The following is an 18,058-nucleotide window of genomic DNA, read 5'->3' as shown; positions in this document are numbered from 1 at the left end:
TGGTCCTAACTCTAACTGATCCTAACTCTAACTGATCCAAATTATCTTAACAATGTTTAAGGCGAGAAAGAAAGTTTCTATACAGATTGCCGTGTGTACCAGTTCGTTATAATAACATTTTTCGATTGTTTCAATCTTCACCTTAAGCTTTATTTTCTTAGAGTAGTACCTTTAGTTAACAATGTTTACTGATATTAATATAAAGCAAATTTCTTATCTTATTAATTATTACAATATTTTATTAGATTAATATTTACAGTGGGTAAATATATGAGAATAGTAACTTTTTAAAATTGATCTGTGAAAAGTCTGGAAGAATTAATAAAAAGGAGATAGGGCATGGAAAGTAAAATTGATGATAAAGCAGAACCTGATACTGAAGTTAATGCACAGGATACAGATAAAAACAGATTAGAAAATGAATTTGACCCCAGTGTAAAGCTTAAAAATGAAGAAGAGGCTGGAAAAATTCTGGATTTAATGCAAAAGCCTGAGATCGATTTCGATCGCTTTTTTAAGTTTATGGATTCTTCAATTCAGGGTTTAAAAGAATACAGGCTGATTGTTTCGGCTCTTGAGCTCGGAGTGTTTGAAGCACTTAAATCTCCTTTGTCAGCAGAGGACCTGGCTGAAAAACTTGGCTGTGATCCTCTGCTCATGCCTCATTTCTGTGAAGCCCTCCATAGTCTCGGGTTCCTTGACAGATTTGAGGAGGGAATGGGTAAGGAAGAAGAGAAGGCGCAGATTGGAAAAATAGATGCAGTCGCCAGTCAAGATAACGGTAAATCCGAAACCGGATCTGAGGACCATGACAATGGAACAAAGAGTGGCGAGGCAGTGTACCTTGTCTCTGAACTCAGTGCAACTTATCTCATGGAAAGTTCTCCGTTTTCTCAGCAGCATTACCTTGCCGAAAGGATTCGAAATGTTGAACGCTGGGCTCGCATTCCTCAGATTATGAAGCAGGGGCCCGATATTGTCGAGAAAGGGCCTTTTTTTGGGGAAATTGTCCACTGTATGGCTGAAAACGCACGCTGTGGTCTGCTTCAGGAAACTGTAACTGTTGTCATGGAAAATGTTGATTTTACAAATGTCAAAAGGCTGCTTGACATAGGAGGGGGGCATGGGCTTTATGCAATCGCTTTTTCAAAGCTGAATGAAGACCTTCAGGCTTTTGTTTTCGACCTTCCACCCGTTACTGGCGAAACAGGATATTTCATCGAGAAATATGGGGCTTCAAGAGTGAGTACAATTCCGGGAGATTTTTTTAAAGATGAAATCGGAAGTGGCTATGACCTTATCTTTTCTTCCTTTAACCCCGGCGGAAAAGTGCCTTCCCTTGTCCCCAAGCTTTCGGAAGCCTTAAACCCTGGAGGCATTTTCGTAACCAGGCAGATGCCTGACGAAAAAATAAAATCAAGCCCACTTCTCAGCCTTGACTGGAACCTCTGGACTTTTGAAGGTGTGAAAAAAGGAGGATCAGGTTACAGTTTCGAAAATAGCGTCCCCTTTAATGAGTATATAGAGCTGCTTGACAATTATGGGCTTGAAGTCTTCCGTGCTCTTGACATGACGGACGGTTCAAGGATTGTGTTTGCACGGAAAGCAACCTGAAATTTGCAGGAACAAGTTGTCTCAAAACTACATTTGATTCTACAAATAGGATAATGTACTATACTTCAAGGCAAATAAATACCTGAATTTCAGAATAATCTTCGATCTGAATTTAAAGTCAACAATTCCAATTACCCAATTGTAGAAACGGGTCGAGTTTTGAGACAACCTGAAGAAGATTACTTTTTTCTCAGTTACTTTTTTATTATTTCCGAATTTCAAAAATTACTTTTTCCTTTCTTTCCTGAAGAGATAACTATTAATTATCATGAAATGTAATTTAATTTATTGATTTATTGTAAATTGAACATAGAAAACATCAGGAAACTTGTTTTAACTTTATCAATATTTATTTAACCAGATATTCCGTCCATTAAAAACATAGAGCCTATCTGTTAATTTGAGTGCCAAAAAACTTGATTTTCGAGAAACTCTGGGGAAGAAAAATGAAGGACTATGATGAAGAACCAGAATGTCAGGAAGGAACGACAGCACTGGTAAACGAAGATAAAAAGACAAACAAGCTAAAAGCCTCAAATAATGTGGCTTGTAGCCAGGTTCAAGTATCTGGTGAAAAAAGCAAGATCTCAGGTCTTATTTTTCTGGATAGTCCTCATATTATAGAAAATATACTTGACACTATGGTCAATCCTATTTCATACAAGGATAAAAATGGTGTTTTCCTTCTAGTAAATGAAGCGCATTCAAGGAAGATGCTTGGCCTTCCAAAAGAAAAGATTATCGGGAGAACACTCCGCGAACTCGTCCGGAAATTTATAGAGAGTCCCAGAAAATATATTGTAAAAAAGAGGGACCTCCTGGAAAGATGTAACGAATGGGCCCAAATCGAAAATGAAATCCTGAATCATGGTGGAACGAGAACCTTAGAACAGGAACTCATAGTTGCGGACGGGACAACAAAAACTTTTATTTTAAATAAATCAGCCTTATGCGACGAGAATGGGGAGACTATTGGGATTATTACTGTAATGCAGGATATAACCGAGCTCAAAAAGACTGAAAACATTCTGAAAGAGAGCCTTAGTTCCAAAAATAAATTGAATGAACAAATTAAGAAAAATGAGAAAATGTACAAGACCATTCTGGAAAAAACAGGGCACATGGTATACAATTGCGACATGATGGCTGATAAAGTAGACTTGCTCGGCTCGGTTGAAGAAGTTACGGGATACACGCCTGAAGAATTAAAAGATGCAGGTGTGAACTCATGGATGGAATACGTTCACCCTGAGGACAGGTATAAGCTCTGGATAAACAATGAAAACCATATGAAAAACGGGGTAAACTTCCATCTGGAATACCGGTTCCGAAAAAAGAACGGCGACTATGCTTATCTTGAGGAAAGCGGAACCGATATACTGGGCTCAAGCGGAAGTATCAGCAGGGTCACTGGAGTAGTAAAAGATATAACAGAACAGAAACTTGCCAGCAAAAGCCTGCAAGAAAGCGAGGAAAGATACCGCACCGCAACCGAGCAGACAGGGCAATTAGTGTTTGATTTCAGGCCCGATACACACGAAGTAGAATGGGCAGGAGCCATCCGGGAAGTAACAGGATACTCTCCTGAAGAGTTTAAAAACTTTAATGAATCGTTCTGGATAGAGCATCTTCACCCTGAAGACAGGACCGAGACGATTGAAAGTATGGAGAACTTCTTCAAGAAAAAAGCGAGAATTCATGCAGAGTTCAGGTTCAGGAAGAAAGATGGAAAATATATATACGTTGAAGCCCGGGGCGTCTGGCTAAAAGATGACGAGGGGAAAGTTTACAGGGCTATTGGTGTGATGAAAGACATCACAGAATGGAAATGCACGCTGGAAAAAGTTGAAGCGAGTGAAATGAAATATCGTTCTCTCATACAGAATTTTCAGGGGATTGCTTTCCAGACAGACAAGAATTTCATTCCCATATTCATGAACGGAGCTGTTGAAGAGATCACAGGACATACCGAAGAAGAACTTATGTCCAGGGCTAAGTGGAAAGAGATAATCCTTCCTGAGGATCTGCCTTTACTCCTCAAAGAAGAGGAAAGGATTCGGAATTCACCTTTTATAAAACACACTAAAGTTGATTTTCGCATAATACACAGGGACGGAAAAATCCGATGGTTACACGAAATTTACCAGAAAGTCCTGGGAAAAGATGGGAAACCGAAATACTATCAGGGCACGATTTACGACATAACCGAAAGGAAGGAAACCGAGGAATTTCTTGCGAACATTAAAATTGCCCGCCAGAGAGAAATTCACCACCGCATCAAGAACAATCTCCAGGTAATTTCCTCCCTGCTGGACCTCCAGGCTGAAAAGTTCAACAGCATGGAATGCGTTAAGAATTTTGAGGTCCTTGAAGCCTTCAGGGAAAGCCAGGACCGGGTAATCTCCATTGCTCTAATCCATGAGGAATTGCATGAAGGAGAAGGAACTGAGAAGCTTAACTTTTCACCGTATCTTAAGAAACTCATCGACAACCTTTTCCAGACTTACAGGCTTGGAGATGCAGCTATTAGTCTCAAAACGGAGCTGGAGGAGGATATTTTCTTTGACATGGATATTACTGTGCCTTTAGGGCTAATTGTCAATGAACTTGTCTCAAATTCCCTGAAGCATGCGTTTCCATACGGGAAAAACGGAGAAATTCGGATCAGACTTTCCAGAAACAACGAGTCCGGATGCCTCAAAGAAGAGAAAGGTCCGGAAGGCAAAAGTACAGAATTTAACCTTACGGTCTCGGATAACGGAAAAGGTATCCCGGAAACCATAAACTTCGAAAATCCTGAAACCCTTGGCCTGCAACTGGTAAGCATTCTGGTTAATCAGCTGGAAGGCGAAATCGAACTGAAGAAAGAAAACGGAACCGAGTTCAGCATGAGGTTCAAAGTGGAAAACAAATTTTAAACTGTTTTTTCTGCACAGGCAATGGCATCAAAGCATGAGATTGTTTCAGATCGCTTTGTTCCAGACCGTTGTGTTTCAGGTCGCTTTGTTCTAGAACGCTTTGTTACAGATCACTTTTTTCGGATAGCTTTGTTTTAAACCCAATTGTTTTAGAAAGCATTGTTTTAAACTCTATTGTTTCAGAACGCATCGTTTTAAACCCAATTGTTTCATATCTCTTTGTTACAGACCGCTTTGTTTCAGATTGCATTGTTTTAAACCCAATTGTTCCGATGGTATTATCAGGTGCAGAAACTTACCCGTAAGTTGACCATTTTTTCCTGAAAAACTGGAAAAATATGAAACAGCAACATTATTATGCTGTAAAGCAATTTCTAAATGGGGATTGCCGTGATAAAAGAAGCCATGCTCTACGAGAAAATCGGAGATAATAAAGTACACTGCAAGCTCTGTGCCCATAGTTGCAAAATTTCCCAGGGAAAAAGGGGCTTTTGCGGAGTCCGGGAAAACAGGGACGGAAAACTATATACTCTTATTTATGGGACGGTCTCAAGCGAGGCTGTTGACCCTGTCGAAAAAAAACCTCTTTATCACTTTTATCCAGGGTCTTATGTTCATTCTGTCGGGTCAATAGGGTGCAATTTCCGATGTAAGCACTGCCAGAACTGGTCAATTTCTCAGGTCTGCCTGGAAGATGCTTACACAATGGATATTCCACCTGAAGAACTTGTTGAAAGGGCGCTTCTCTCACGTTCAAGCTCCATTGCCTGGACCTATAATGAGCCAACAATCTGGCACGAGTATACCTATGAGTGTGCGAAAATGGCAAAAGAGGCAGGGCTTGGAACAATCTATGTGACAAATGGGTATATGACGCCTGATGCTCTCAGGAATATAGCACCCTATCTGGATGCCGCGAATATCGATATCAAAGCATTCACTGAAAAATTCTACCACGATGTCGCCAGCGCAAAACTCGCCCCTGTGCTCGAAGCTTCTGCCCTTGCAAAACAACTTGGAATACATGTTGAGATTACAAACCTCATTATTCCAAGTGTAAACGATTCCCTTGATGAAATAAGGGAACTTTCAAAATGGGTGTATAAAAATCTCGGACCTGAGACTCCACTGCATTTTACTCGTTTCCATCCCCAGTACAAGATGCAGGACCTCTACCCGACGCCTGTAAAAACCATGCAGGAAGCCTGTAAAATTGCAACTGAAGAAGGAATGAAGTATGTTTACATGGGCAACGTTCCTGGCAGTGACCGCAACAATACTTTCTGCCCGAACTGCGGAAAAATGTTGATCAAGCGTGGCTATTTCGACATTGAAAAGTATGAGATCACACCTGAGAAAACCTGCCCGAAATGTGGGGAACACATTCCCATTGTAGGTGAATATGCCGGTTCAAAACATGCACCGGGTGAATACGACTATTAAGCGGATTATTCAGCAAACGATAGATGAGAATAAAATACCAAGAATAAAATACCAAGAATAAAATACCAAGAATAAAATACCAAGAATAAAATACCAAGAATAAAATACCAAGAATAAAATACCAGAAAAAATTATATCTCAAAAAATATATTTTTCGCACCCTTCGTGGAAAATTTTTATAATTCCTTCTCGCAGGGAAGGCGTATATTTCTCAGGTTCAGTTTTGACAGCCCTGTGCAGTTCTTCAAGTTCAACCCATTCTACAGATACGGCTTCTTCCGGGTCAGGCCGAATTAAGCTTGCAGTTTTTTCCGAGCATAGGCCTGAAAATACCATATGGAAGGCTCCTTTGTTTTCGATGATACAGGGAATTTTAAATAATTTTTGGAAGGGAACCGAGATTCCTATTTCTTCAAGCATTTCCCGTGCCATGCAGGCTTCATAAGACTCATTTGCTACAGTACCGCTTACCGAATATGTATAACGGCCCGGAAACCACCGTTTTTGAGGTGCCCTTTTCTGGATAAGCATTTTATTTTCAGGGTTGAGAAGGATAAGTTGGGCAGCTCTGTGGATATGCTTTCCCGAATAAAATTCCTCTCGTTCGCGCAGCCCGAGAACGTTATCGTTTTTGTCTACTTCAGTGATTAGTTCTGCCACAAAAGCACTCCTATTAAGTTGTTTCACTACCTTTATTCAGGCGGGGAAAAAAATAAAAATATCGGTTAAAATAAAAATGACAGGCTTCATTAAAAAAGGTTAAACCTGGAATAATGCCATGAAAAGAAAAAAGAAATTCACTTTTCAGGATTTTTCAGGGTTCTGAGACCTCTTTTGGTTTTTCTGCGGCTTTCTGGATCTCATCCAGAAGCTGATCATCGGTCTTACCTTTTATGTCAATCCCAAGTTTCTGGGCAGTTTCCTGTACCTTGCTCTTTGGAGCTGTGGGTTCTGTTATGGATTTTTCAAATTCTTTAAGGTTTAGCTCGGATTCCTTCTGAGCTTTCTTAAATTCGCCCACTGAACTTCCCATGGACCTGGCTAGCTCCGGAAGTTTAGTAGCTCCGAAAAGGAGTACAACTACTGCAAAAATCATTATGAGTTCTTGTGTGCCTATCATGGCTTAACCTCAAGCTTTTCGTTTTCTTAAATAAATATAATTCAGCAGGTGATAATGATCTAAAAATTGTAAATATCTATAAGTTAAGCTAAGATTTTTTATGTTATATAAAGTTTCTATTTTTATTTACTATTTTGCAGATTTTATATATTTAATAGTTTTTATTTTGCTTCTTATATTTATTAAATTTATCCCATTTTGGTTTTCGACTCAGGTTTATCTACTTTTATCCCGATTTAATCCTGGATTTCAGATTTTCCGGAGCTCTTCCTGTTCAGAAACAGATTTTCCGGCTTCCGGCTTGTTTTCCAGATCTGTATCGATTTTCGTGTCTGTACCGGTTTTCAGCTCTGTATCGGTTTTCAATTCTGTACCGGTTTTCAGCTCTGTATCGGTTTTCAGCTCTGTATCGGTTTTCAATTCTGTACCGGTTTCCAGCTTTGTATCGGTGTTTGTTTTTTTACTGCTGCTGGGAGTATCTTTTTGTTCCGTCCCTTTCTCTTTTTCCTCAGAAGCAGCTGTATTCGCAGCTTTTCTGGTGTAGGCATCAAATTGATTGAGCTCAAGCTCAGAAGCGCGCTGTGCTTTTTTAAATTCTCCCATTGCACTTCCTAACGATCGTGCAAGCTCAGGAAGCTTCTGCGGCCCAAAGAGGAAGAGAGCTACAATAAGAATTACTATTAATTCCTGTGTGCCTATCATTGTTGGTTATTATCAACAATCAAATATAAAAGTTCTTGTAATAAGATCGGTAGGACTGGCTTGTTCGGAGATCCTTTTAAAAACACCTGTTTTTAAAAATAAAGGGTCCTATAAATAGGCAAACTAGCTATCAAAATAGCCGGATAAGTAGCAGGCTGAACTCAAAGAGAATTCCCAATAAAAACGCCACAAGGATCTGGGCAATGAATGTAGGATCAGGCGAAAGGAAAAGTGAAATTGCCATAATCACACTGTAGACCAGTATCCTTTGCTTTTTAAGAGTCTCGTATTCTATAAGCCCCATTTTCACGGCAAAAATCACAAGCAAGGGAAGCTGGAATACAATTCCGAAACCTGACAGAATTGTAGTTACTGCTGAGAGAGTATCCTGAACGGAAAGCTGCGCTGTAGCCATGTCTCCCGAGTAAAATAGAATGTATTTGAACATGACAGGCAGGACGATAAAGTACCCTATAGAGGTCCCAAAGATGAAAAGCAGGAAGGATAGAGGAATGACCTTGAGGAAAAAGCGCTTCTCATGTGGATAAAGTCCTTTGCCTGCAAACCTGTAAAGCTCGTAGAAGAGCAGAGGGATTGAAGTGGCCAGAGCAAAAACGAGGCAGAGCTTGAGGCGCGCAAAGGTCCATTCAAGAGGTGAGTAAGCCGTCATGTAAAAGTCAGTATTTATAAATTCCTTCCAGACAATCAGCATCCCTTTTGCTGAAAATGGGAAAGCAATAAGTATTCCCAGACAGAGCCAGATCAAAACGATTGCTAGACGGTTTCTGAGCTCTAACAGGTGAACCATGAGAGGTTCCTCATTATCTCCCGGGACACCGGAAGGATAAGAGTTCATCCCCGAGTTTTTTTCGGTAGAAGCTGTTGGTCTGTTGCCTGTGTTCTGTGAGTTCATTTTTTCCGCTCTTACATCTATCTAGGTAAATATATTAATGTCGGAACATAATATAGAATGTAAATCTGCAACTCTTCGGAGGTATTCCAATTTCCCGGTGAAAGAGATCTTCACAATCCATTTTACGATCCCTCTTCAGAATATCTTTCTACTATATATTTGCATACTTGAAAGCTGCATACCTGAGCATTTATAGTACTGAGCCATTAATAATGCAATCACTTAAAATGATTAACATAATCACTTAAAACGATTAACATAATTACTTGAAGCGATTAACATAATTACTTAAAATGCTTAACGTAATCACTTAAAACGATTAACATAATCACTTAAAACGATTAACATAATTACTTAAAATGGTTGACATTATCACTTGAAATGATATATAATTACTTAAAATTATTAATATAATACGATTAAGAGAGTTTGATTAATATATGCTGACGATTACTATAATTTACTTAAAATAATTTATGTATTATAATTATTCAATTAATATAAATTTAGTTATAACAAATAATATAATCGGATTCAGATAATTAATTGATGATTGTGTAAACGAATTAAGATAATTAATATAATATACTCGTAATAAATACTATCACCTATTAAAACAACTGCTATTTCCCGGTTCTCTATACTTGAACCCGTTGTTTCCATACTCAGATTTCGTGACTTTCATCAATTGAATCTTCTGAATGGCTTGCAGTCTCAGGAAAATTTGAAGGATTCCGTGAAAAGAACCGAAAAAACCTAAAATCGAAAAAACAAAATAGGTAAAAAGAAAGTTGATATGAAAATCTCTGCAATGAATAGATCTCACTGCGGTGAATATAAGAGTTTCTTTAAATAGGACAAAAAACTTTCTTTTGCTTTCCCGGATAGGTACTCATTATGTCTGAAGCGATTGAAAATCTCAGTGCAATTCTGCTGACCCTGCGAAATAAGTTACTTGTGATTGCTGGGGTCCTTATCACAGGCATTATTCTCTCTTTCCAGTTTACAGGCCCTCTAATCGAGAGAATGAAGGTTGATCTTCTTCCAGAGGGCGCAAAGCTGGTGTATGTATCTCCCCTTGAGGTAATGATGCTGGAGCTAAAGCTCTCTATTATAATAGGAATTCTCATCACCCTGCCTCTAATTGCATTCTATGCTTATAGGGCAATCTCGAAGCGGTACTCAATTAAAGTTCCGATATCTATTGGAAAAGGCCAGTTTGTTTTCCTGAGTCTAGCGGTCATTGTCATGTTCGTCATTGGAGCTTCATATTCTTATTTCCTCATGCTGCCTCTCTTTCTTAAGTTCCTCTACATTGACGCAGCAGACTCAGGGGTGACTGCGACTTATTCGGTTTTCAAGTTTATCTCATTTATAGCAACAACTACAGCAATCTTTGGTCTGGTCTTTGAACTCCCTATAGTACTTACTTTCCTTACCCGAAATGGATTTGTAAAATACAGTACTCTTGTGACGTACCGCAAGCATATTTATGTCCTTGTCGTGTTTATTGCAGCCGTAGTTACTCCTGGGGCAGATGTCTTCAGTCAGATGATGGTTGCCGTGCCCATGGCGTTCTTTTTTGAGATCAGTATGGTAGTTGTGCGGTTAATTGGAGTAAAGAACAGGCTCGGAAATTCTGATCCTTCAGCAACTGCATCAGGGATTACAAGAAGAAACTAAAAGAAGAAATGTGACAAAATACAGTTTAGGGATCTAAAAGTAAAATGGCTCTTCGTTATTTTGTGTGGATATCCTCATAATATTCTCATAAAAACCAATGCGGTCTTGAATTGAAAATCATCTTATCCATAGGGAATGAAAAAGAGCCAGTAAAAGTTTGATAATGTGCAAGTTAACCTCAAATGCGCAAGTTAACTTCAAAAGTGCAAGTTAACTTCAATTAAGACCATAAATTATTCAGTAATCCAGATACACATCTGGACCTTTAAAAATACTATTTTTATATAATTTTTAAAACCAGAGCTATTATAGGACCTGCATATTCGATACTAATCATTCTTTTCCGCACTCGCCTATCCGCTTATTATCCTGTTTTGAGAGCTTTAAGATTATCTAGATTTCTTTTATAAAACAGTTTTTTGGTTGTTTTTAGACTACTGTTTACAAAATGCTGACTGCTAATAGTCTGAATGTCTGGATATTGCTAATAGTCTAACTGTCTGGATATTGCTAATAGTCTGCTGCCTGGATATTACTTTCAACATACTCAGGATAATCTTATTTAACAGAAATACATATTTGAAGAGGTCATGGAGCCGCAGCACATAAAAGCAAATATCCAGGTAATTGCCGCATCTGTCATCTACGGATTTTCAGGAATTTTTTTCATGTATGTAAAGAATATGGCCGCAGGAGCTGTTGTGTTTTACCAGCTTCTTTTCGGGCTTCTCGCACTTACAGGTTATCTGGCAGTTACTGGAAAACTGTCAGGAATCAGGCTCCGGGGAAAAAGAAAAAACTTGATACTACTTGGAGCTTTCAATGCAGGCGCAATGGTCTCTTATTATATGGCTGTGAGCTTTACTAATGTATCAATATCCGTACTTTTACTTTATACGGCTCCGTTTTACGTTTTGCTGCTCGCCCCTCTTTTCCTGAAGGAGAAACATAACAAAAAGAGCCTTGTTGCCCTTATTCTTTCTCTTACGGGTGTAGTAATGGTAATAGGCCCTGAAAACCTTGTTTCTGGATCGGGAATTGAGCCAGCATATCTTTATGGAGTGCTTATGGGACTTTTTTCAGGCTTTTTTTACGCCTGCGTTACTATTACCTCCCGATATCTCAGGAATGAGTATTCAGGTTTAGAACAACTTTTTATCTCAACCATCGTAATGCTTGTATTATTGCTTCCTTTTGTAAAACAGGCGTCAGTAATAGCTCTTGTTGAAAACCTACCTGTTCTCCTCTTTCTAGGGATAACAATCACTTCAGTAGGTTCGATTCTTTACTTTACAGGGCTTTTACATGTCAAAGCCCAGAATGCAAGCATACTTTCCCTGATTGAACCTGTAAGTGCGATTTTTTTCGCTTACCTGCTCTTAAAAGACCCCATATCCGCTGAAACCCTATTTGGATGTGCCCTTATCCTTTCCAGTTCTTTCCTGGCAAGTCTGGAGGAGGAAAGCAAAACCGAAGAAGAACCTGTTTTCAAGGAAAAACTGCCTGCAGTCCCTTAGCTTACCAGAAGCGGGAAAAGTAATGTGAAAATCTCGAGTCCAGCAAGCTTTTTGAAAACACTCAAGAAGGCTGAAATATAACGAAAATACGAATAACCGCAATTTTTAGAAAAACTCTAATAATAAGGAAATAGTTTTCAGATATAACAAAAAAAATATTCTTAAATGTGTTATTCTTAAGAATTTCATTCTTAAATGAGTTCTCTGCCATCCGGGTTGTATTTTTTTATTTATTCATAGCTCTGTTTCCGGTTGGAACTAATAAAATTTATTAGTATGTGATCTTTATTCTATTAATCTTAAGCATATTTCACAGATTATTTCAAAAGAGCCTGGTATTCTTATGGTAGACGTAGTTAAGGAATTGGAAGCCCTGAGGCAGAATTTGCTTGATCTGTCCCTTCGAAATAATCTTCTCAATTACCGCCCTTCTCAGAAAAGGACCATCTCGATTACAGGTAGGAGCCCGGAGGAAATTTACGAACTCTTTGTCCTCCAGGAAAAATCGATGAGGTTCAGAGCAACAGCTCAGTTAAGAAAAGGCAGGAAAAGTGAAAATGGGGAGAAATACGAGGCTTCTGAAAAGGAAAAACGGCTTTTGAAAACAATAGGAAATATTCTGGTATCCGAAGATAAAACCCATACTTCTCGCTCCGAAACTTTTCTGGAAACCCCTGATGACAGCGAAACCCTAGATAAAAAGCTTTTTTATGTCTTTAACCAGGCAAACTCCATATTTGAAGAACAGGGATATCCTGTTCTCTACCTTGCACTGGGCTTTCTGCAGTGGAGTGAAAGCCGGTCGGCCATAAAAAATCCGAAAGCTCCTCTACTTCTTATTCCCGTTGAACTCAAACGCATAAGCAAAGGCCGAATTTTCAGCATCCAGTGGACAGGAGACGAAATCTTCACTTCAATTACCCTACAGGCAAAAATGAAAGAATTCGGAATCACGATTCCTGAATTTGAAATGCCTGAGGAAGCTTCGGGGATTGAGAAATATTTCAGGGCTGTATCTAGAGAAATTCATGAAAATAGAGACTGGAAACTTCTGCCTGAAATCTGCCTTGACCTTTTTAACTTCAAGAAATTTGTCATGTATAAGGATCTGGACCCTGCAACCTGGCCTGAAGACATGTCTCCTGCTGACCACCCATTGATCCAGGAAGTCTTTAACCCTGAAGACCCCGAATGTGAGGTTTCCGGTTTTCTCGAAGAAGAGGTTGACCTTAAACTTCCGGCAAAGGACACTTATCAGATAATGGACGCAGATTCTTCCCAGATTGCAGTCATTGAAGATGTGAAAGCCGGAAGAAACCTTGTTGTTGAGGGACCTCCCGGGACCGGCAAGTCTCAGACGATTGCAAATACGATTGCAGAACTTATAGCCCAGGGAAAAAGCGTACTATTCGTGAGTGAAAAAATGGCTGCCCTTCAGGTTGTAAAAAGCAGGCTGGACTCTGCCGGCCTTGGAGAACTCTGCCTGGAGATCCACAGCAACCAGACCCGCAAAAAAGCCGTGCTCGAAGAGCTGGAAAAGACCCTGAACCGCGAAGCTCCTTCCCCCATACGCCCCGACAGAGATATAAACGAGCTCGAAAAGCTAAAACATGAACTCAACCAGTATGCCCTATCACTTGGGGAACCTGCGGGAAAAATCTACCCAAGCCTCTATACCCTCTATGGCATTCGGGAAAAAACAAGGGCTTATTTTGAATCAAAAGGCCTGAAAATGCCCTTATATAAGTTTCAAGAACCCGAAACCTGGGATCCTGAAGCCTGGGCCGATGCAGAAGCTGTTATAGAAAAACTGAGTCAGGTACTTCCTTTTCTCGGGCCGGTCTGGAAAAATCCCTGGTACGGCTGCGATCCAGGGCTTGTACTGCCTTCGGATCTGGGAGAAATCGGAGCCTTTACAGACGAATGCGCTGAGGCTTTTGAGACCCTTGAAACCGCCATAAAAACCCTTAATGACCTTTCTGCAACCTTAAAACCTGACACTCTCGAGGGAATTGCAACCGTAATCAATGCCGCAAAATTCCTTGGAAACTCAAAAACCATCCCTGAAAAAATGCTTCAGAATTTGGGATATGAATCCGAAAACTCAATAACAGAGGCAGAAACTCTGGTTTCAAAATTCAGGAAATACCTTGAGCTCAAAACTTTTGCGGACAAAACTTTTCGCCCTGAGATTTTTAGCCTTGATACCTCTGAATTCGAGGAGCTTTCCGGCAGTCTCCTCAAGTTTTTAAGCCCGAAATACAGGAGGCTCAAAAAAGAAATTTCAGCTTGCTATCTCTCACGAGTGCCTTTCAGAAACAGTAAAATCCTGCTTGACCTAACCGGCATTTCCGAATACAAAGCCCTCAGGCTGGAACTTGAAAATTCGGGTGCAGAAGGAGAAAAATACTTTGGAGATTACTGGAAAGGCTTTGAAAGCGATCCTGAACAGCTTGAGGAATACAGCCAATGGATAATTCTTTTCCAGCAGTATCTGAAAGAAGGCACTTTCACAGACAGGAGTTTAAGGCTTATAGGACTTGGAATTGACAGCGAAGCAATCGAATCTGCGTCCAGCCATGTACTGGCCGCAACGCAGGAGTTTCTGGAGTCATTTAAGAGAGTTGGGATTCGTATAGGCGCAGATTTTGGGAAAATGTGCCCAGAAGGCCTGGAAGCCGCAAAGCTAAGTTCATTAAAAACCCTCGTAACCTGCTGGAAAAACGAGACTTCGTCCCTGGTGCTCTGGAGCCAGTATCTTTGTTACAGGCAGGTCTGTCTTGAAACAAAGGCAGCCACGATAATGGAAGACCTTGAATCCGGAAAACTCGCAGTGTGTGACGCAATTCCTGCTTTTGAAGGAAACTACGCCGAAATCCTCCTGAATCGCACTTTCAGGAAAAGGCCTATACTTTCGACTTTTATCCGGGAACTCCACGAAGGTAAACTTGGCAAGTTCAGGAAACTTGACAAAAAGGTCCTTATGGAAAACCGAAAAAGAATTGTATGCTCGGCTTATGAGGAAACCCCAAAATTAGTTTCAGGAGCCTCAAGATCTTCAGAGGCGGGCATTCTGCTCAATGAGTTCAACAGGAAAAGAGGGCATATGCCTATCCGCACTCTTATGAAAAAGGCAGGCGGCCTGATCCAAAAAATCAAGCCCTGTTTCCTTATGAGCCCGCTTTCCATCGCCCAGTACCTTGATCCCAGAAGCACGCGTTTTGATGTGATTATCTTTGACGAAGCCAGCCAGGTCAAACCCGAAGATGCAGTTGGAGCTCTCCTGCGCGGAAAGCAGGTCGTAGTAATGGGAGATTCAAAACAACTTCCGCCGACTGACTTTTTTGATACTGTGCTCGATTTTCCGGAAAGCGAGCCTGATGACTGCATTACAGCCGTAGATATGGAAAGTATCCTGAATGTGTGCAAACGCAGTTTTCCGGTAAAGACCCTGCGCTGGCACTACAGGAGCAGGCACGAGTCCCTCATTGCAATTTCAAATCAGGAGTTTTACGATAACCGTCTCTATGTTTATCCCTCCCCCATGCAAAAAGACGAAAAACTTGGGCTGAAGTTTGTGCATCTTCCAGACTCAATTTATGAAAGGGGTAAAAGCGGAGCCAATCGGATAGAAGCAAGAGCCGTTGCAAGATCTGTTTTCGAACACTTCAGCAGGTACCCTGATAAAAGCCTGGGAGTCGGGACTTTCAATATAAAACAGCAGGAAGCTATCCAGGAAGAAATCGAGGCTTTACTTAAAACAAATCCCGGACTTGACCTTAACTCTGAAAATGGAAAAGGTGAGCATTTCTTTGTTAAAAATCTTGAGACCATCCAGGGCGATGAAAGGGACGTTATACTGCTGAGCGTGGGTTTTGGCTTTGACAGCAACAGAAAGCTTTCCCTTAACTTCGGCCCGCTTAATCGCGAGGGAGGGGAAAGACGCCTGAATGTACTTATTACGCGGGCCAGGGAAAAATGCGTTGTTTTTGCAAATTTCACATCAAGGGACCTGAAGCTGGATGAAAACTCACCTTTCGGGCTTCGGGCCCTTAAAGTATTCCTTGAATTTGCAGAGAGCGGCAAGCTTCCCTTACCTGCATACCGCAGGGAAAAACTCGATCTGCCTTTTGAAGAAGCAGTTTACAATTTCCTGGCAGAAAACGGCTGTGAAATCCACAGGCAAATCGGTTGTGCAGGATACAGGCTTGACCTTGCAATCCCTGACCCCGCCCACCCAGGGCGGTATGTGCTTGGGATCGAGTGCGACGGAGAAAGCTATTATTCCCTGCACGTTGCACGGGACCGCGACCGTCTGCGCCAGCAGGTGCTTGAAGGGCTGGGCTGGAGGATCTACCGGGTCTGGTCAACGGACTGGTACTTACATCCGAAAGAGAGCAGGGAAAAACTGCTTGAAGCTGTGAATGGGGCTATAAAACAGGCAAAAATACAGGCAATATCCGAAATCGGACCTGAGGTTTCGAGGGTTAATGAGCCGTCTGCCCGGCCTGGACCTGTGAATCGAAGTCCTGCAGGAAGGTATTCCAGTTCTCCTGCAAATCCGGGCTTATCCCGGGTTCCGGTCTCGCCTGCAGTGAGTGTGAAGAGTGAAGGTGGGAATGAGGACGAACTTGAAAGTCGATCTTATAATAGAGCCTGCCTTTCGGAAACTTTTGAGGCAAAACTTCTTCTGGAGCCCTCCTTTGGAACTGAAGCTGAAAAGCCCTATCCAGACTCGTTTTTTAAACTGGAAGAAGGACTTACAGCCCCGTCAGATACAGATTTCTTGCCCGAAATAGATGTAAGAGCCAGGTCGATGGCTCTGGTAGCCGATGAAAACTCCCGTAAGAAGCCTGTAGGAAGGTCAAAAAAATCAAAACTCCTTAAATTCAGTGTAGATCCCCACTCCAAGGGAATCAAAGCCGATTTGATACCTGAGCCAGAGCCTGAGAAAGTGAGTTTTTACCAGGCTTACCCTGAGATTGACTTCAGTGCAAGCCCTGAAAAAAAGAAACGCAAGCGAATTAATGAGTTTGCATATATTTACGGCTCAGAAGGCTATTTCGAACCCGAGCCAGACTTAGAGGAAGAAAATTATGAAGCTGGAGACGACAGTTATGCATGGACATGGGACTCAGAAACTCAAGTTAAGCACGAAGACGAGCCTGTAATTGAGCATGATATAAAAAGAAGAACTGAAACCCGGTTAAGTGAGCCTGCTCTAAAACATACGTATAAGTCAGAAACCAGAAACCCAAAGGAACCCTTCTCTTCAGCCCCGGCTGAAAAAACAGGAACGTTTTTTGAGAAACCCGATACTGGAAGCTCCTTAAAATTCAGGGCCGGTAATACCGGATCGAGAACTGCCGAAATCCGGGAAATTCCAGGAAAAAAACCTGAACTGGGTAATTCAAAAAAAGAGCCTGAAAATCTATCCGGAAAATCCAGTTCACTCGAAGATGTCGTACCCCTTTACCAGGTCTGCCTTTCCTCAGGCCTTCCGCAAACCGGCGATCTTTCGGAGGTTTCGGATAAGCAGCTTGAGGAGGCGATTCTAAGAATTGTAGCGTGTGAAGGGCCCATTCACGCACAACTCCTGCAGCAGCGAATAAAATCGCATACAGGAATTTTCCGAATGCTCGGGAAAATCAAGCAGCGAATATCTGATGTTGCAGATCTTGCCGAAAGTTCCGGAGAAATCAGGGCCAAAGGCGAGTTCTACTGGCCAATTTCGAAACCTGCATGTCTCCTGCGCAGGCGTGAGGGAGATGAATCCGCAAAAATCGAGTGGATCTGTGACGAGGAAATAAAAGAAGCTATCCGTTTTGTCCTGTACAACCAGTATTCAACTCCTCTTGAAGATCTTATTGTCCAGACTTCGAGAGTGCTCGGAATAAAAACCACACGCAAAAACGCAAAGGAACGAATCGAAAAGCTTGTAAAGGCAGGAATAGAGAATGAGGAATTAACTCTCACGCCAAATGAAATGATTTATTTTGTTAAATGAAAGAAGTAGTTTGTTGAAGAAAAGAAGTATTTTGTTGAAGAAAAGAAATTTTCAGAAAATCATATTTTTTCCAAAAAGGTTATTTCTTTCTTTAAAATCTTAATCCCTGTTTATAATTTCTCATTTTTCACACACTACTTT

At 41.0% G+C, this 18,058-nt stretch carries 10 protein-coding genes; 6 read left to right on the top strand and 4 right to left on the bottom strand.

All coding sequences use genetic code 11. The annotated features are described in order from the left end of the window. Window positions 1-339: 339 nt before the first annotated feature. The 3 genes from MSKOL_RS07570 to amrS all read left to right on the top strand — a co-directional run bounded on the left by MSKOL_RS07570 (window position 340) and on the right by amrS (window position 5,975). Complete coding sequence (locus MSKOL_RS07570; RefSeq protein WP_048119962.1) at window positions 340-1,614, top strand: methyltransferase; 1,275 nt, start codon at window positions 340-342, stop codon at window positions 1,612-1,614. A gap of 446 nt (window positions 1,615-2,060) precedes the next feature. After that, a complete protein-coding gene (locus MSKOL_RS18715) occupies window positions 2,061-4,532 on the top strand; it encodes a PAS domain-containing protein (protein ID WP_052725377.1) in 2,472 nt (823 codons plus the stop codon). Window positions 4,533-4,910: 378 nt separating this feature from the next. Beyond that, window positions 4,911-5,975 carry an AmmeMemoRadiSam system radical SAM enzyme gene (amrS, locus tag MSKOL_RS07560; protein ID WP_048119960.1) on the top strand — a complete coding sequence of 355 codons (1,065 nt, stop codon included), beginning with the start codon at window positions 4,911-4,913 and terminating at the stop codon, window positions 5,973-5,975. Between the two features lie 138 nt (window positions 5,976-6,113). Here amrS and MSKOL_RS07555 read toward each other — a convergent pair whose 3' ends face one another. The 4 genes from MSKOL_RS07555 to tatC (MSKOL_RS07540) all read right to left on the bottom strand — a co-directional run bounded on the left by MSKOL_RS07555 (window position 6,114) and on the right by tatC (MSKOL_RS07540) (window position 8,710). Continuing rightward, window positions 6,114-6,635: a Nudix hydrolase gene (locus MSKOL_RS07555; protein WP_052725376.1), complete on the bottom strand. Its 522-nt coding sequence runs from the start codon at window positions 6,633-6,635 to the stop codon at window positions 6,114-6,116. 154 nt (window positions 6,636-6,789) lie between these two features. Beyond that, window positions 6,790-7,095, bottom strand: a complete 306-nt coding sequence (locus MSKOL_RS07550) for a twin-arginine translocase TatA/TatE family subunit (protein WP_048119955.1) — start codon at window positions 7,093-7,095, stop codon at window positions 6,790-6,792. A 249-nt stretch (window positions 7,096-7,344) separates the two neighbouring features. Further along, the gene (locus tag MSKOL_RS19230; protein WP_082091066.1) at window positions 7,345-7,797 is read right to left on the bottom strand and encodes a twin-arginine translocase TatA/TatE family subunit; all 453 of its coding nucleotides are present in this window, start codon (window positions 7,795-7,797) and stop codon (window positions 7,345-7,347) included. Window positions 7,798-7,927: 130 nt separating this feature from the next. Further along, window positions 7,928-8,710, bottom strand: coding sequence for a twin-arginine translocase subunit TatC (tatC, locus tag MSKOL_RS07540; protein WP_048119954.1), 783 nt, complete (start codon window positions 8,708-8,710; stop codon window positions 7,928-7,930). Window positions 8,711-9,607: 897 nt separating this feature from the next. Between tatC (MSKOL_RS07540) and tatC (MSKOL_RS07535) the strand changes: the two genes are divergently transcribed. The 3 genes from tatC (MSKOL_RS07535) (at window position 9,608) to MSKOL_RS07525 (ending at window position 17,917) form a co-directional block, all read left to right on the top strand. Continuing rightward, window positions 9,608-10,393 (top strand): Sec-independent protein translocase TatC, encoded by a 786-nt coding sequence (gene tatC, locus MSKOL_RS07535; RefSeq protein ID WP_048119952.1) that lies wholly within the window; start codon window positions 9,608-9,610, stop codon window positions 10,391-10,393. Between the two features lie 590 nt (window positions 10,394-10,983). Further along, complete coding sequence (locus MSKOL_RS07530; protein ID WP_048154877.1) at window positions 10,984-11,910, top strand: DMT family transporter; 927 nt, start codon at window positions 10,984-10,986, stop codon at window positions 11,908-11,910. Between the two features lie 343 nt (window positions 11,911-12,253). After that, window positions 12,254-17,917 carry a DUF3320 domain-containing protein gene (locus MSKOL_RS07525; protein WP_048154874.1) on the top strand — a complete coding sequence of 1,888 codons (5,664 nt, stop codon included), beginning with the start codon at window positions 12,254-12,256 and terminating at the stop codon, window positions 17,915-17,917. The last annotated feature ends 141 nt before the right edge of the window (window positions 17,918-18,058 follow it).

Origin of the sequence: Methanosarcina sp. Kolksee (genome assembly GCF_000969945.1) — an archaeon.
In the GTDB taxonomy this organism is placed as follows: Archaea; Halobacteriota; Methanosarcinia; order Methanosarcinales; family Methanosarcinaceae; genus Methanosarcina; species Methanosarcina vacuolata.
The sequence above is the reverse complement of the archived record's forward strand: the minus strand, read 5'-3'. Positions and strand labels throughout refer to the sequence as shown.

Bases quoted from the DNA above. Each gene is read 5' to 3' on its own strand.
- MSKOL_RS07570 (WP_048119962.1), top strand. From the start codon at position 340: ATGGAAAGTAAAATTGATGATAAAGCAGAACCTGATACTGAAGTTAAT.
- MSKOL_RS18715 (WP_052725377.1), top strand. From the start codon at position 2,061: ATGAAGGACTATGATGAAGAACCAGAATGTCAGGAAGGAACGACAGCA.
- amrS (WP_048119960.1), top strand. From the start codon at position 4,911: ATGGGGATTGCCGTGATAAAAGAAGCCATGCTCTACGAGAAAATCGGA.
- MSKOL_RS07550 (WP_048119955.1), bottom strand. From the start codon at position 7,095: ATGATAGGCACACAAGAACTCATAATGATTTTTGCAGTAGTTGTACTC.
- MSKOL_RS19230 (WP_082091066.1), bottom strand. From the start codon at position 7,797: ATGATAGGCACACAGGAATTAATAGTAATTCTTATTGTAGCTCTCTTC.
- tatC (WP_048119954.1), bottom strand. From the start codon at position 8,710: ATGAACTCACAGAACACAGGCAACAGACCAACAGCTTCTACCGAAAAA.
- tatC (WP_048119952.1), top strand. From the start codon at position 9,608: ATGTCTGAAGCGATTGAAAATCTCAGTGCAATTCTGCTGACCCTGCGA.
- MSKOL_RS07530 (WP_048154877.1), top strand. From the start codon at position 10,984: ATGGAGCCGCAGCACATAAAAGCAAATATCCAGGTAATTGCCGCATCT.
- MSKOL_RS07525 (WP_048154874.1), top strand. From the start codon at position 12,254: ATGGTAGACGTAGTTAAGGAATTGGAAGCCCTGAGGCAGAATTTGCTT.